Source organism: Streptomyces sp. UW30 (genome assembly GCF_008042075.1).
Classification (GTDB): domain Bacteria; phylum Actinomycetota; class Actinomycetes; order Streptomycetales; family Streptomycetaceae; genus Streptomyces.
In genome coordinates, this window is the sequence record NZ_RDBN01000037.1 from 2,055,042 (window position 1) to 2,070,428 (window position 15,387).

The 15,387-nt window shown below is 70.0% G+C and carries 11 protein-coding genes and 2 pseudogenes; 5 read left to right on the forward strand and 8 right to left on the reverse strand.

The window, feature by feature from the left end; all coding sequences use genetic code 11:
- Positions 1 to 68 precede the first annotated feature (68 nt).
- The 4 genes from EAO75_RS28110 to EAO75_RS28125 all read left to right on the forward strand — a co-directional run bounded on the left by EAO75_RS28110 (position 69) and on the right by EAO75_RS28125 (position 5,966).
- Complete coding sequence (locus EAO75_RS28110) at positions 69 to 860, forward strand: ATP-binding cassette domain-containing protein (RefSeq protein WP_187284592.1); 792 nt, start codon at positions 69 to 71, stop codon at positions 858 to 860.
- Positions 857 to 2,149 (forward strand): sugar ABC transporter permease, encoded by a 1,293-nt coding sequence (locus EAO75_RS28115; protein ID WP_147997791.1) that lies wholly within the window; start codon positions 857 to 859, stop codon positions 2,147 to 2,149. Before EAO75_RS28110 ends, EAO75_RS28115 begins: the two co-directional genes overlap by 4 nt.
- 222 nt (positions 2,150 to 2,371) lie before the next feature.
- A complete protein-coding gene (dxs, locus tag EAO75_RS28120; RefSeq protein ID WP_147997792.1) occupies positions 2,372 to 4,300 on the forward strand; it encodes a 1-deoxy-D-xylulose-5-phosphate synthase in 1,929 nt (642 codons plus the stop codon).
- A 142-nt stretch (positions 4,301 to 4,442) separates the two neighbouring features.
- Positions 4,443 to 5,966, forward strand: coding sequence for an amino acid permease (locus EAO75_RS28125; protein ID WP_147997793.1), 1,524 nt, complete (start codon positions 4,443 to 4,445; stop codon positions 5,964 to 5,966).
- Between the two features lie 19 nt (positions 5,967 to 5,985).
- Here the strand turns inward: EAO75_RS28125 and EAO75_RS47675 are convergent.
- The 3 genes and pseudogenes from EAO75_RS47675 to EAO75_RS28140 all read right to left on the reverse strand — a co-directional run.
- Positions 5,986 to 6,084: pseudogene (locus EAO75_RS47675) on the reverse strand (NTP pyrophosphohydrolase); the annotation flags it as partial.
- A 167-nt stretch (positions 6,085 to 6,251) separates the two neighbouring features.
- A pseudogene (locus EAO75_RS47680) lies at positions 6,252 to 6,527 on the reverse strand (NTP pyrophosphohydrolase); the annotation flags it as partial.
- Positions 6,528 to 6,546: 19 nt separating this feature from the next.
- The gene (locus EAO75_RS28140) at positions 6,547 to 7,440 is read right to left on the reverse strand and encodes an NAD(P)-dependent oxidoreductase (protein WP_147997794.1); all 894 of its coding nucleotides are present in this window, start codon (positions 7,438 to 7,440) and stop codon (positions 6,547 to 6,549) included.
- A gap of 98 nt (positions 7,441 to 7,538) precedes the next feature.
- Here EAO75_RS28140 and EAO75_RS28145 point away from each other — a divergent pair, with 98 nt between their 5' ends.
- Positions 7,539 to 8,555: a hypothetical protein gene (locus EAO75_RS28145; RefSeq protein WP_147997795.1), complete on the forward strand. Its 1,017-nt coding sequence runs from the start codon at positions 7,539 to 7,541 to the stop codon at positions 8,553 to 8,555.
- 279 nt (positions 8,556 to 8,834) lie between these two features.
- Here EAO75_RS28145 and EAO75_RS28150 read toward each other — a convergent pair whose 3' ends face one another.
- From EAO75_RS28150 to EAO75_RS28170, 5 genes are all read right to left on the reverse strand, one after another.
- Complete coding sequence (locus EAO75_RS28150; protein ID WP_147997796.1) at positions 8,835 to 10,964, reverse strand: 3-hydroxyacyl-CoA dehydrogenase NAD-binding domain-containing protein; 2,130 nt, start codon at positions 10,962 to 10,964, stop codon at positions 8,835 to 8,837.
- The gene (locus tag EAO75_RS28155) at positions 10,961 to 12,181 is read right to left on the reverse strand and encodes a thiolase family protein (RefSeq protein ID WP_147997797.1); all 1,221 of its coding nucleotides are present in this window, start codon (positions 12,179 to 12,181) and stop codon (positions 10,961 to 10,963) included. Before EAO75_RS28155 ends, EAO75_RS28150 begins: the two co-directional genes overlap by 4 nt.
- A gap of 182 nt (positions 12,182 to 12,363) precedes the next feature.
- Positions 12,364 to 13,653 carry a ribonuclease D gene (locus EAO75_RS28160; protein WP_147997798.1) on the reverse strand — a complete coding sequence of 430 codons (1,290 nt, stop codon included), beginning with the start codon at positions 13,651 to 13,653 and terminating at the stop codon, positions 12,364 to 12,366.
- 190 nt (positions 13,654 to 13,843) lie between these two features.
- Positions 13,844 to 14,506: a response regulator transcription factor gene (locus tag EAO75_RS28165; RefSeq protein WP_003997051.1), complete on the reverse strand. Its 663-nt coding sequence runs from the start codon at positions 14,504 to 14,506 to the stop codon at positions 13,844 to 13,846.
- A gap of 230 nt (positions 14,507 to 14,736) precedes the next feature.
- Positions 14,737 to 15,372 carry a DUF3000 domain-containing protein gene (locus EAO75_RS28170; protein WP_261989434.1) on the reverse strand — a complete coding sequence of 212 codons (636 nt, stop codon included), beginning with the start codon at positions 15,370 to 15,372 and terminating at the stop codon, positions 14,737 to 14,739.
- Positions 15,373 to 15,387: the final 15 nt, after the last annotated feature.

Here is a 15,387-nt window from a genome sequence, read left to right on the forward strand (position 1 = left end):
GGGCGCCGGACGGAACCCCCCCAACTTCTCTCTGTACAGCCCTTCCGCCGGGTCAGGCGGCGAAGGAGATGGTTCACGTGTCCGCTACGCCCGTGCTGGCGTTGCGCGGGGTCTCCAAGCGGTTCGGTGCCGTTCAGGCGCTCACCGACGTAGAGCTTGAGGTCCACGCCGGTGAAGTGGTCGCCCTGGTGGGCGACAACGGCGCCGGAAAGTCCACGCTGGTCAAGACGATCGCCGGCGTGCACCCCATCGATGAGGGCGTCATCGAATGGGACGGCAAGGCCGTCTCTATCAACCGGCCGCACGACGCCCAGAGCCTGGGCATCGCGACGGTCTACCAGGACCTCGCGCTGTGCGACAACATCGACGTCGTCGGCAACCTCTTCCTGGGCCGCGAGCTGAAGAAGCGCGGCATCCTCGACGAGGTCGAGATGGAGCGCCGCTCGCGCGAGCTGCTCCAGACGCTGTCGATCCGCATCCCCAGCGTGCGCATCCCGATCGCCTCGCTGTCCGGCGGTCAGCGCCAGACCGTGGCCATCGCCCGCTCCATGCTCGGCGAGCCCAAGCTGGTCATCCTCGACGAGCCCACCGCCGCCCTCGGCGTCGAGCAGACCGCCCAGGTCCTCGACCTGGTCGAGCGGCTGCGCGAGCGCGGCCACGCCGTGATCCTCATCAGCCACAACATGGCCGACGTCAAGGCCGTGGCGGACAAGGTCGCGGTGCTGCGGCTCGGCCAGAACAACGGCGTCTTCGAGGTCAAGACGACCTCGCAGGAGGAGATCATCTCCGCCATCACCGGCGCCACCGAGAACGCCGTGACCCGCCGTGCGGCGCGCACGAACGGGGAGGTTTCCAAGTGAGCATCGACAAGACCTCCGCCACGGCGCAGGACCACGAGGTCCTGAACACCGAGGCCGCCTCGGCCGCGGTGACCGCCGTCGACCCGCGCCTGCTGGTGCAGGAGCAGGGCCTGGCCGGCTACCTCACCGAGTTCCGGCGCAAGCTGAAGGCCGGTGAGCTGGGCTCCCTGCCCGTCATCCTCGGCCTGGTCGTCATCTGCGTCATCTTCCAGAGCCTGAACTCGGCCTTCCTGTCCGCGCAGAACATCAGCGACATCACCGTCACGATGGTCGGCACGGGCATGATCTCCGTCGGCATCGTCTTCGTGCTGCTGCTCGGCGAGATCGACCTGTCCGTCGGCTCGGTCAGCGGCGCGTCCAGCGCCATCGCGGCCGTCCTCGCGGTGAACCAGGGCTGGCCCGAGTGGGCGGCCGTGCTCGTCGCCGTCGCGGCGGGTGCCGTCATCGGCGCGGCGCACGGCTTCTTCTTCGCGGTGCTCGGCGCACCGGCGTTCGCCGTCACGCTGGCCGGTCTGCTGTTCTGGCTCGGCTTCATGCTCCAGACACTGGGCGAGAACGGCACGATCAACCTCGACAGCGACGGTCTGATCGGCAAGCTGACGACGTACTTCTTCACGGACGTGGCGGCCGCGTACGCCCTGGCGGCCGTGATCACCGCGGTGTTCTTCATCACCTCGTTCCTGGGCAACCGCCGCCGCGAGGCCGCGGGCATCCCGTTCCGGCCGATGAGCGACACCATCCTGCGCACCGTGCTGCTGGGCGTCGTCTCCTTCGCCGCGGCGATCATGTACAACCAGTACAAGGGCCTGCCGATGGCCACGGTGATCTTCCTGGTGTTCCTCTTCGCCACGGACTTCGTGCTGCGGCGTACCTCGTACGGCCGCAAGATCTTCGCGCTCGGTGGCAGCGTCGAGGCCTCGCGCCGTGCCGGTATCAACGTCACCGCGGTGCGCATCACCGTGTTCGCGATCTCGGGTGGCTTCGCCGCCATCGGTGGTCTGTTCCTGGCCTCGAAGATCGCGTCCGCCAACCAGAGCGCCGGTACCGGTGACCTGCTCATGAACGCCATCGCCGCTGCCGTGATCGGTGGTACGTCGCTGTTCGGTGGACGTGGCCGCACGTGGAACGCGCTGCTCGGTGTGCTCGTGATCGTCTCGATCCAGTACGGCCTCCAGCTGGAGTCCATCGCCGAGCCGGTGAAGTACATGATCACCGCGGGTGTGCTGTTGACCACGGTCGTGATCGACTCGATCACCCGGAAGACGCAGAAGACCGCGGGTCGCGCATAGCGCGGAACGCCGTAGCGCCGCAGGGGCGTGGGTGAACTGGCGGGTGCCGGTCCGTTGTGGCCGGTCGCGCAGTTCCCCGCGCCCCTTTGCGGCGTTGTAGTACAGCGTGTTGTCGGGTAGAGCCGTATGCGTGACCTACGACGGGTGGGGCGGGAACCTTCCGCTGAGGCGGAACATTAGACTCGACAAGCCCGGCAACAGCTCTACTGCAAGGAGGCACGGGTGCCGCTGCTGACCCGCATCACGGGACCGCGCGATCTGGACCGGCTCAGCCCTGAGCAGCTGGACCAGCTGGCCGAGGAGATCCGGACCTTCCTTGTCGAGGCGGTTTCCAAGACAGGCGGCCACCTCGGCCCCAACCTCGGTGTGGTGGAGCTGACCATCGCCCTGCACCGGGTCTTCGAGTCGCCGAAGGACAAGGTGCTCTGGGACACGGGCCACCAGTCCTATGTCCACAAGCTGCTCACCGGCCGTCAGGACTTCTCCCGGCTGAAGATGAAGGGCGGCCTGTCGGGCTATCCCTCGCAGGCCGAGTCCGAGCACGACGTCATCGAGAACTCGCACGCCTCGACGGTCCTCGGCTGGGCCGACGGCCTCGCGAAAGCCAACCAGCTGCGCAAGCGCGACGACCATGTCGTCGCCGTCATCGGTGACGGCGCCCTGACCGGCGGCATGGCCTGGGAGGCGCTGAACAACATCGCCGAGGCCAAGGACCGCCCCCTCGTCATCGTCGTCAACGACAACGAGCGGTCGTACGCGCCGACGATCGGCGGCCTCGCGAACCACCTGGCGACGCTGCGCACCACCGACGGGTACGAGCGCTTCCTGACCCGCACCAAGGAGATCCTCGACCGCACCCCGGTCGTCGGCAAACCCCTCTACGAGACCCTGCACGGCGCCAAGAAGGGCCTGAAGGACTTCATCACGCCGCAGGGCATGTTCGAGGACCTCGGCCTGAAGTACGTCGGCCCGATCGACGGACACGACATCGAGGCCCTGGAGTCGGCGCTCGCGCGCGCCAAGCGCTTCGGCGGCCCGGTCATCGTGCACTGCCTCACCGAGAAGGGCCGCGGCTACCAGCCCGCCCTCCAGGACGAGGCCGACCGCTTCCACGGCATCGGTCCGATCCACCCCGACACCGGTCTTCCCATCAAGGCCTCGGGCGCCGACTGGACGTCGGTCTTCGGCGACGAGATGGTCGAGCTCGGCAAGGAGCGCGACGACATCGTCGCCATCACGGCCGCGATGCTGCAGCCCGTCGGCCTGAAGAAATTCGCGGACACCTTCCCTGACCGCATCTACGACGTCGGCATCGCCGAGCAGCACGGCGCCGTGTCGGCCGCCGGCCTCGCCCACGGCGGGGTGCACCCCGTCTTCGCCGTGTACGCCACCTTCCTCAACCGCGCCTTCGACCAGGTCCTGATGGACGTGGCGCTGCACAAGTGCGGCGTCACCTTCGTGCTCGACCGGGCCGGCGTCACCGGCACCGACGGCGCCTCCCACAACGGCATGTGGGACATGTCGATCCTCCAGGTCGTGCCCGGCCTGCGGCTGGCCGCGCCGCGGGACGCCGACCAGGTGCGGGCGCAGCTGCGCGAGGCCGTCGAGGTCAAGGACGCGCCGACCGTCGTCCGCTTCTCCAAGGGCGCCGTCGGCCCCGCCGTACCCGCCGTGGGGCGTGTGGGCGGCATGGACGTGCTGCGTGAGCCCGGCACCGACACCCCGGACGTGCTGCTGGTCTCCGTGGGCGCCCTCGCGCCGATGTGCCTGGAGATCGCGAACCTGCTCGACAAGCAGGGCATCTCCACCACCGTCGTCGACCCGCGCTGGGTCAAGCCCGTCGACGAGGCCATGGCCCCGCTCGCCGAGCGCCACCGCGTGGTCGTCACCGTCGAGGACAACTCCCGCGTCGGCGGCGTCGGCTCGGCGGTCGCGCAGGCCCTGCGCGACGCGGGCGTGGACGTACCGCTGCGTGACTTCGGCATCCCGCCGCGCTTCCTCGACCACGCCTCCCGTGGCGAGGTCCTGGTCGAGATCGGCCTCACCGCCCCCGACATCGCCCGCCAGGTCACCGGTCTAGTCTCCCGGCTGGACGGCCGGTTCGACCGTGCGGCGGCCGAGGTCGACTCGGTGGAGCCCGCGCGCGACTGACCGCCGCTGACGGCCGGATGGGCCGGTTTCACCACCCATGACGGTGGTGAAACCGGCCCATCTGTATGAATCCGCCCATGCCGGGGCACGCGTATCACGCCCCCTCTCGATCATGTCGAGGACGACAAGCGTGGGAGGAACCGTGAGCAGCACACTCTTCCGGACGAAGAGAGTCGAGCAGTCCATCCTCGATACCGAGGAGCCAGAGCACGCGCTCAAGAAGTCCTTGTCCGCGCTGGATCTGACCGTCTTCGGTGTCGGCGTCATCATCGGCACCGGCATCTTCGTGCTCACAGGCACAGTCGCGAAGAACAACGCCGGGCCAGCGGTGGCCCTGGCGTTCGTCGTGTCCGGCGTCGCCTGCGCACTGGCCGCCCTCTGTTACGCCGAGTTCGCCTCCACCCTCCCGGTCGCCGGGTCGGCGTACACGTTCTCGTACGCCTCCCTCGGCGAACTACCCGCCTGGATCATCGGCTGGGACCTGGTCCTGGAGTTCGCGCTCGGCACGGCGGTGGTGGCCGTCGGCTGGTCCGGCTACATCCAGTCGCTCATGGACAACGCGGGCTGGGAGATGCCCGTGTCCCTGGGCAGCAGAGAGGGCGCCGACGCCTTCGGCTTCGACATCCTCGCCGCCGCGCTCGTCCTCATCCTCACCTTCATCCTCGTACTCGGCATGAAGCTGTCCGCGCGGATCACGTCCCTGGTCGTCGCCATCAAGCTGGCCGTCGTCCTGACCGTGATCGTCGCCGGCGCCTTCCTGATCGACGGCGACAACTACGACCCGTTCATCCCGAAGACCCAGACGGTGGACGCCGCCAGCAATCTCGACGCCCCGCTGATCCAGCTCATGTTCGGCTGGGCGCCCTCCAACTTCGGCGTGATGGGCATCTTCACCGCCGCCTCGGTCGTGTTCTTCGCCTTCATCGGCTTCGACGTCGTGGCGACCGCCGCCGAGGAGACCAAGAACCCGCAGCGCGACATGCCGCGCGGCATCATCGGCTCCCTGCTCATCTGCACCACGCTGTACGTCGCCGTGTCGATCGTCGTCACGGGCATGCAGCACTACACCAAGCTGTCCGTGGACGCCCCGCTCGCCGACGCGTTCAAGGACACCGGGCATCCCTGGTTCGCGGGCTTCATCAGCTTCGGCGCCGCGGTCGGTCTCACGACGGTGTGCATGATCCTGCTGCTCGGCCAGACCCGCGTGTTCTTCGCGATGAGCCGCGACGGACTGCTGCCGCGCTTCTTCTCCCACGTCCACCCGCGGTTCCGGACCCCGCACCGGCCGACCATCCTGCTCGGCGTGATCATCGCGGTCCTCGCCGGCTTCACCCCGCTGACCGAACTCGCCGCCCTGGTGAACATCGGCACCCTGTTCGCCTTCGTGGTCGTGGCCATCGGCGTGATCATCCTGCGCAACACCCGCCCCGACCTGCCCCGGTCCTTCCGCACCCCATGGGTGCCGTTCCTCCCGATCCTGTCGGTGTGCGCCTCGCTGTGGCTGATGATCAACCTGCCCGCCGAGACCTGGCTCCGCTTCGCCATCTGGATGGTGGCGGGCTTCGGTGTGTACTTCCTCTACGGCCGCTCCCACAGCCGTCTCGGACTGCACGAGGAGACGACCGAGGCCGAGGTGGAGAAGGGGGAGGGCGGAAACACCGCCTAGCCCGACGACGCGGGGCCGCCTACGGCCGTACCGTACGCGGCCCTGCCACGTCCGCCCCCAACTCCGTGACCCGCCGCCGCAGTTCCCGGTCCGCGGTCACCACCAGGCAGGGCCGCGTACGGTACGGCCGTAGGCGGCCCCGCGTCGTCGGGCTAGGCGGTGTTTCCGCCCTCCCCCTTCTCCACCTCGGCCTCGGTCGTCTCCTCGTGCAGTCCGAGACGGCTGTGGGAGCGGCCGTAGAGGAAGTACACACCGAAGCCCGCCGGTCACCACCAGGCAGGGCCGCCCGCCCGCCCCCGCGACCAGCTCGACCATGTGGTCGTCGCCGCTCCCGGCAGCGGACTCCACCCGCACCCCCGGCACGCTCTCCACACCACGAGCGGCCCCCTCGACCACGAGCACGATCTCCACGGGCCCCGCATGCCCCGGCACCCCGTCCGCCGCCAGCCGGTCCCGCAGCCGCTCCGCGGCCCCCCGCCGATCCCGCCACCACCCGTCGGGCACCGACCCGACGACGTTCGCGGCGTCGACGATCACCAGCAGGGGGACGTCCTCAGTCATGGAGCAAGCCTCGCACGGCTCACTGCGCGGCCTTGCCCTCCTCGAAGCTGGCGAAGTACGCGGCCGCCATGTCCTCGTCGCCGTGCCCCAGCTCGGCGGCCCGCTCGAAGCGCTCCGCGCTCGCCTCTGCGACATCCAGACGTACGCCGTGCCGCTCGCCCGCCTCCACGATGAGCCGCGCGTCCTTCGCGGCCGTGGTCACCGCGAACGCGGCCGGGGTCAGCCCGTCGTTCAGCACCAGCCCCGTCTTGGCCCGCAGATACCCCATGTCGAGCGGCCCGCCGTCGATCACCTCGAAGAACCGCTGCGGGTCCACGTCGAGGGCCTTGGACAGCGCCAGCACCTCACCGGCTGCGTTCGTCACGGCCAGCACCCAGCTGTTGGCGACCAGCTTCAGCCGCGTCGCGGTCCCCGCCCCGCCGTCCTCGCCGGTCCACACCGTACGGGCGCCGACGGCGTCGAACACCGGCGTCACCGTCTCCCGCCCCTCGACGGGCCCCGCCGCCAGCACCGTGAGCTGACCGGCCTCGGCGGGCTGGCGGGTGCCCAGGACGGGGGCGTCGTAGAAGACGAGACCGTGCTCGCGCGCGAACGCGGCCAGGTCGGGGACGGCCTCGATCCCGGCGGTCGTCGACTGCATCCACACGGCACCGGACCGCAGTGCGGGCGCCGCCTCACGCATGACGTCGAGCGTCGCGGGACCGTCGTACAGCATGGTCAGGACGACGTCGGCGTCCCGGACCGCCTCGGCGGGGGTGTCGGTGACGCTCGCGCCGTCGTCGGTCAAGGGCTCGGCCTTGGCACGGGTGCGGTTCCAGGCGCGGACGGTGTGCCCTGCCCTGACCAGGTTGCGGGCCATCGCGGCGCCCATGATGCCGGTGCCCAGGACGCTCACGGTGAGCTTGTCGGTCATGACGTCGACTTCCTGTTCTGGTGCGGACGTTGCTGCTCTGATCCAGCTTGCCCGGGGTCGGGGCACTGAGACGGCCCGCCCCCGAATAGAGTGAACCGGTGAACGGCGACTGGCTCATCCGCGGCCGCGACGGCCGCCTCGGCGTCTATCTGCCGACCGAGGACGCTGTCCTGTGCCGGGCGGAACTCGGACCCGGCGGCCCCTGGGAACCCCCGCGCAAGGTCGGCGGCGACCAGAAGCTGCGCCCCGGCGCCGGTATCGGCCAGGGCGCCGACGCGTACGCCCATCTGGCCGCCTGGCGCCCCACCAAGGAGGGCGAGGCCGGCCTGGTGCACTCCACGCACTTCCGGCCGCGTCTTGCCCCGCTGGACTGGATGTCCATCGGCCACCCGGACAAGACCGGCGACCGCACCGGCACGCCCGCCGTCACGGTCGACGCGCAGGGGCGGGCGCATGTCTTCGTGCGCAACCGGGAGGGTGGCGTGAGCATGCGCGGCCAGAAGGAGGTGGGCGGCTGGGGCCCCTGGCGCGACCTCAAGGGGCGTGAGGTCGAGGACCGGCTGGCCGCCGTGACGGGGGAGTCGGGGCGCGTCGAGCTGTACGCGGCCGTGCCCGGGGCCGTCCTGCACTGGCGGCAGGAGAAGCCGGGCAGCGTCCCGGTCCTGGAGGAGGCGATGGAGACGCCGGTACGCGCCGGCACCCTGCAGGCCCTGGCCACCTCCCCGGAGAACACGACCCTCTTCTACGCCGACGACTCCGGAGACCTGTGCGTCTGGCGCCCCGGCACCAAGCCGGTGACCCTCCTGACGTCCGCGGGCCCCGGCCCGGTCGCAGCGATCCGCTGCCAACTCGACGGCCACGACTGCACACTGCTCGCCCAGCGCTCGGCGAGCGGCCGCGTCGCCTTCGCCGCGTACCCGACCGAACAGGAGTCGGCAGGGGCGTGGTGGACGGAGTCGGGGCCACAGCTCCCGTCGGACGCGCTGGTGGCGCTGGCGGTCGACGAGGACGAGCGGGTCGTGGCGGCGACACTGTCACCGTCGACGGGCCAACTCCTGGTCACCCGACGCAAGGACGAGCCGGGGCTGGCACTGGAGGCCTGGCGAGAGGTCTGACCTGAACGCCGGGCCAGGCAATATCAGCCCGTCCGGCGTTTGAGGACGAGGCCGTTGAGGCCGAAGCGGGGGTCTGGGGGCGGAGCCTCCAGGTACCTGGGGACAACGCCGGTGCCCCGCACACCGGGCCAGGCAATATCAGCCCGTCCGGCGTTTGAGGACGAGGCCGTTGAGGCCGAAGCGGGGGTCTGGGGGCGGAGCCCCCACGTACCTACCGACAACGCCGGTGCCCCGCACACCAAGTCGGCATGCAGGGCACCGGCGTTCACAGCGGAGCGCTTACGCGGGGACGCTCGCCACGCCCGGTGCCAGGAACTTCTTGCCGTTCACGCGCTCCGAGACGCCCTCGCTGTCCAGGTACGGCGTGATGCCGCCCAGGTGGAAGGGCCAGCCAGCGCCCGTGATCAGGCAGAGGTCGATGTCCTGGGCCTCGGCGACGACGCCCTCGTCGAGCATCAGGCCGATCTCCTGGGCCACCGCGTCCAGGACACGGTCGCGGACCTGCTCCTCGGTCAGGACGACATCGCCCTGCTTCAGGAGCGCGGCGACCTCCGGGTCCAGCTCCGGCTTCCCGGAGTCGTAGACGTAGAAGCCGCGCTTGCCCGCCTTGACGACGGCCGCGAGGTTCGGGGAGACCGTGAAGCGGTCCGGGAAGGCCCGGTTGAGGGTCTCCGAGACGTGCAGACCGATCGCGGGACCGACCAGCTCCAGAAGCACCAGCGGCGACATCGGCAGACCCAGCGGCTCGACCGCCTTCTCGGCGACCTCGACCGACGTGCCCTCGTCGATGACGTTCTGGATCTCGCCCATGAAGCGGGTGAGGATGCGGTTCACGACGAACGCCGGGGCGTCCTTCACCAGAACCGCGGTCTTCTTCAGCTTCTTGGCGACGGCGAAGGCCGTGGCCAGGGAGGCGTCGTCCGTCTTCTCGCCGCGGACGATCTCCAGCAGCGGCAGGATCGCGACCGGGTTGAAGAAGTGGAAGCCGACGACCCGCTCGGGGTTCTTCAGCTTCGACGCCATCTCCGAGACGGAGAGGGAGGAGGTGTTCGTCGCGAAGATGGCGTGCGCCGGGGCGACCGCCTCGACCTCGGCGAACACCTGCTGCTTGACGCCGATCTCCTCGAACACGGCCTCGATGATGAAGTCCGCGTCCGCGAAGCCCTCGGCCTTGTCCAGCACACCGGTCACCAGCGCCTTGAGGCGGTTGGCCTTGTCCTGGTTGATACGGCCCTTGCCGAGCAGCTTCTCGATCTCGGCGTGGACGTAGCCCACACCCTTGTCGACGCGCTCCTGGTCGATGTCGGTCAGGACGACCGGCACCTCCAGACGACGCAGGAAGAGCAGGGCGAGCTGGGAGGCCATGAGGCCTGCACCCACGACACCGACCTTGGTGACCGGACGCGCCAGGTTCTTGTCCGGCGCACCGGCCGGACGCTTGCCGCGCTTCTGCACCAGGTTGAAGGCGTAGATGCCGGCACGCAGTTCGCCACCCATGATCAGGTCGGCGAGCGCCTTGTCCTCGGCGTCGTAGCCCTGCTGGAGGTCGCCGTTCTTGGCGGCGGCGATGATGTCGAGGGCACGGTAGGCGGCCGGAGCGGCGCCGTGCACCTTGGAGTCCGCGATGAAACGGCCCTTGGCGACAGCCTGGTCCCAGCCCTCACCGCGGTCGATGACCGGGCGCTCGACCTCGACGTCGCCCTTCAGGACGGACGCGGTCCAGATCAGCGACTGCTCCAGGAAGTCGGCGCCCTCGAAGATGGCGTCGGCGATGCCCAGGTCGAAGACCTGCTGGCCCTTGAGCTGCTTGTTCTGGTTGAGGCTGTTCTCGATGATCACCTGGACGGCCTTGTCGGCGCCGATCAGGTTCGGCAGGATCGTGCAGCCGCCCCAGCCGGGGACCAGGCCGAGGAAGACCTCGGGGAGCGAGAACGCAGGGAGCGCCTTCGAGACGGTCCGGTACTTGCAGTGCAGACCGACCTCGACGCCACCGCCCATGGCGGCGCCGTTGTAGTACGCGAAGGTCGGGACCGCGAGGCCCGACAGCCGCTTGAAGACCTCGTGGCCGCCCTTGCCGATGGCCAGCGCGTCCTTGTGCTCCTTCAGCAGCTCGACGCCCTTGAGGTCGGCGCCGACGGCGAAGATGAACGGCTTGCCGGTGATGCCGACGCCGACGATGTCACCGGCCGCGGCCTCCGCCTCGACCTGGTCGATGGCGGTGTCGAGGTTGGCCAGCGACTGCGGGCCGAAGGTGGTCGGCTTGGTGTGGTCGAAGCCGTTGTCCAGCGTGATGAGCGCGAAGCGCCCGGCGCCGAACGGCAGGTCGAGGTGGCGTACGTGCGCGGACGTCACGACCTCGTCGGGGAACAGCTCGGCCGCACCCTTCAAAAGCTCAGCGGTGGTGCTCACTTGCTGCCTCCGTCGAAATTCGGGTTCTCCCAGATGACCGTCGCGCCCATGCCGAAGCCGACGCACATGGTGGTCAGGCCGTAGCGGACCTCAGGCTGCTCCTCGAACTGACGGGCCAGCTGCGTCATGAGACGCACGCCCGACGAGGCCAGCGGGTGACCGAAGGCGATGGCGCCGCCGTACTGGTTGACGCGCTCGTCGTCGTCCGCGATGCCGTAGTGGTCGAGGAAGGCCAGGACCTGGACGGCGAAGGCCTCGTTGACCTCGAAGAGGTTGATGTCCTCGATGGACAGGCCCGCCTTGGCGAGGGCCTTCTCCGTGGCCGGGATCGGGCCGTAGCCCATGACCTCCGGCTCGACGCCCGCGAAGGCGTAGGAGACGAGGCGCATCTTCACCGGGAGGTTGTTCTCGCGGGCGAAGTCCTCGGACGCGATGATCGAGGCGGTGGCACCGTCGTTCAGACCGGCCGCGTTACCCGCGGTGACCCGGCCGTGGACGCGGAACGGCGTCTTCAGACCGGAGAGGTTCTCCAGGGTGGTCCCCGGGCGCATCGGCTCGTCGGCGGTCACGAGACCCCAGCCGGTCTCACCGGCCTCCGGGTTCGTACGACGCACCGAGATCGGCACCAGGTCGGCCTGGATCTTGCCGTTGGCGTACGCCTTGGCGGCCTTCTCCTGCGAGCGCACCGCGTACTCGTCGGCGCGCTGCTTGGTGATGTGCGGGTAGCGGTCGTGCAGGTTCTCGGCGGTCATGCCCATGAACAGGGCGGACTCGTCGACCAGCTTCTCGCTGACGAAGCGCGGGTTCGGGTCCACGCCCTCGCCCATCGGGTGGCGGCCCATGTGCTCGACACCACCGGCGATGACGGCGTCGTAGGCGCCGAAGGCGATGGAGCCCGCGACCGTCGTGACGGCGGTCAGGGCGCCGGCGCACATACGGTCGACGGAGTAGCCGGGCACCGACTGGGGGAGACCCGCGAGGATGCCGGCCGTGCGGCCGATGGTCAGGCCCTGGTCGCCGATCTGCGTGGTCGCGGCGATAGCGACCTCGTCGATCTGCTTCGGGTCGAGACCCGGGTTGCGGCGCAGCAGCTCCCGGATCGCCTTCACGACGAGGTCGTCGGCGCGGGTCTCGTGGTAGATGCCCTTCGGGCCCGCCTTGCCGAACGGGGTGCGGACGCCGTCGACGAAGACGACGTCCCTGAGGCTACGAGGCACGATGGCTCTCCTCCAGAAGTGCGGGACGCTGAGCGCTTGCTCATGGCCATGCTACTTATGAGTAACGTAGCTGCACAGTCCTGGCGAGGGGAGCGGCGAAGGTCACATCCTTGGGTGCATGCTCTCGGAAGATCTTGGCGCGATCTCGACGTAGACGCCCCCTTGGGGGCGCAGGGAACCTCTCACGACGACTGGGCGGTCAAGGCAGCCACCAGAACCGGCGTGACCTGCTCGACCTGCCAGGCCCGAGCCCCGTAACCGGCCAGCGCCTGCGCGACCGACTCGGCGTCGACCACCTTCGGCGGCTCCCAGCAGACCCGCCGCACGGTGTCGGGAGTGATCAGGTTCTCCTGAGGCATGTTGAGCTGCTCGGCCAGCGTGGACACGGCGGCCCGAGCCGCGGACAGCCGAGCCGCGGCAACAGGATCCTTGTCGGCCCAGGCCCGCGGCGGCGGAGGCCCGGTCACCGGCTGCCCGGGCGCCGGCAACTGCGATTCGGTCATGGCCTTCGCGCGGTCGACGGCTGCCTGCCACTGCTCCAGCTGCCGCCGGCCCATGCGGTGCCCGAAGCCATTGAGCGCGGCCAGCGCATGCACATTGCCCGGCACGGCGAGCGCGGCCTCGACGATCGCCGCGTCGCTGAGCACCTTGCCCGGCGACACGTCCCGCTTCTGGGCGATCCGGTCGCGTGTCTGCCACAGCTCCCGCACGACACCGAGCTGCCGGCGTCTGCGCACCTTGTGCATCCCGGACGTCCGCCGCCAGGGATCCTTGCGCGGCTCGGCGGGCGGCGCCGACGCGATCGCGTCGAACTCCTGCCGCGCCCACTCCAGCTTCCCCTGCCGGTCCAGCTCCTTCTCCAGCGCGTCGCGCAGATCCACGAGCAGCTCGACGTCCAGCGTCGCGTAGCGCAGCCAGGGCTCGGGCAGCGGCCGGGTCGACCAGTCGACGGCCGAGTGCCCCTTCTCCAGGACGAACCCGAGCACGCCCTCGACCATCGCGCCGAGGCCGACCCGGGGGAACCCGGCGAGCCGACCGGCCAGCTCGGTGTCGAACAGCTGGGTCGGCACCATGCCTATTTCGCGCAGACAGGGCAGATCCTGGGTGGCGGCGTGCAGCACCCACTCCACTCCGGACAGGGCTTCGCCGAGGCCGGACAGGTCGGGGCAGGCGACGGGGTCGATCAGCGCGGAACCCGCGCCCGCGCGGCGCAGCTGCACGAGATAGGCACGCTGGCCGTAGCGGTAGCCGGACGCGCGTTCGGCGTCGACGGCGACGGGGCCCGATCCCGCGGTGAAGGCGGCGATCACCTCGGCGAGCGCGGCCTCGTCGGCGATCACGGGCGGAATGCCCTCACGGGGTTCCAGCAAAGGGGTCGGCGCCTCCGTAACAGAAGATCCGTCGTCTTCCGGAGGGGCGCCTCCGGTGGTTCGCAGTGAACTGTCTGCTGCGGTTTCTTGGGCGTCGGTCACATGTCAAGGGTATCTGTGTATGGACAGCGCCCGCCGATGGAACGTTCCGTCGGCGGGCGCCCGAGGGTCGTAAACCAGTCAGTCAAGTGAAGGATCCGGCTCACGGTGGGTGGGGGGACGAGCGTGGGATCAGCGGCCGATCCCGTTCACGTCAGTGAATGATCATGCGTTCCATCGATGTCGGCTGGACTCAGTGGATGATTCCGGTGCGCAGCGCCACGGCGACCATGCCGGCGCGGTCACCGGTGCCGAGCTTGCGGGCGATCCGGGCGAGGTGGCTCTTGACGGTCAGGGCGGACAGGCCCATCGAGACGCCGATCGCCTTGTTCGACTGGCCCTCCGCCACCAGCCGCAGCACCTCGACCTCGCGGCCGGACAACTCGCGGTAGCCGCCCGGGTGGCTCGGGGCACCCGGGTGGCGACGGTGCATACGGGCGGCGGCGGCGCCGATGGGGGCGGCACCGGGCCGGGTGGGGAGCCCGACGTTGGTGCGGGTGCCGGTGACGACGTAGCCCTTCACACCGCCCGCGAGGGCGTTGCGCACGGCGCCGATGTCGTCGGCGGCGGACAGGGCGAGGCCGTTGGGCCAGCCCGCGGCGCGGGTCTCCGACAGGAGGGTGAGGCCGGAGCCGTCGGGCAGGTGGACGTCGGCGACACAGATGTCGCGGGGGTTGCCGATGCGGGGACGAGCCTCCGCGATGGACGAGGCCTCGATGACATCGCGCACACCGAGCGCCCAGAGGTGACGGGTGACGGTGGAGCGGACGCGGGGGTCGGCCACGACCACCATGGCGGTGGGCTTGTTCGGGCGGTAGGCGACCAGGCTTGCGGGCTGCTCGAGGAGAACGGACACCAGGCCTCCTGGGGTGCGGGGACGGCTTTCAAGGTCACAGTCGTCTTCGGCACCAAACCCGTGGCCCTTTAGGGAAAGATCACGATTTAGTGAGTAACAATCAGGGCAATTCGGACGCGTGGTCGATCGATAGGCGAGTAAATCGCGTCGATCAAGGACTGTTTCCTGACCGAAAGTGGCCGTATCGACAAAGTGATGGTCAAGCTTGCGGCCGTCGGGCGAGGAGCGGTTTAGCGGGACTGCGGGTCGCGGCGCTGAGGCAGCGTCACCACCGACGCGTCCCCCGGGCCGGCCGGCGGCAGGCCCGCGATCTGCGCCAGCAGATCGCACCAGGACGCCAGATGACCTGCGGTGTCCGGGACCCCGCCCAGGCCCTCACGCGGGGTCCAGGACGCACGGATCTCGATCTGCGAGGCCGCCGGGCGCTCGGACAGGCCGCCGAAGTAGTGGGAGCTCGCCCGGGTGACGGTGCCGCTCGGCTCGCCGTACGACAGCCCGCGCGCCTGGAACGCGCCGGTCAGCCAGGACCAGCACACCTCGGGCAGCAGCGGGTCGGCGGCCATCTCCGGCTCCAGCTCCGCCCGCACGAGGGTCACCAGCCGGAAGGTGCCCCGCCAGGCGTCGTGGCCCGCCGGGTCGTGCAGCAGCACCAGGCGGCCGTCGGCCAGGTCCTGGTCACCGTCGACGACCGCCGCCTCCAGCGCGTACGCGTACGGAGCCAGGCGCTGGGGCGCCTTGGTCTGCTCGACCTCGATCTGCGGCCGCAGGCGGCCCGCACGCAGAGCCTCGACAGCGGCCCGGAAAGCCGCTGGAGCCGTACTGTGCGAATGCCGCTCCCCCTCCCCGGCCTCCTTCGCGTCATCCATTCCGCCAGTGCCGTC

Coding starts and splice junctions, on each gene's coding strand:
- EAO75_RS28110 (WP_187284592.1), top strand. CDS start 69: ATGGTTCACGTGTCCGCTACGCCCGTGCTGGCGTTGCGCGGGGTCTCC.
- EAO75_RS28140 (WP_147997794.1), bottom strand. CDS start 7,440: ATGACCGACAAGCTCACCGTGAGCGTCCTGGGCACCGGCATCATGGGC.
- EAO75_RS28170 (WP_261989434.1), bottom strand. CDS start 15,372: ATGGATGACGCGAAGGAGGCCGGGGAGGGGGAGCGGCATTCGCACAGT.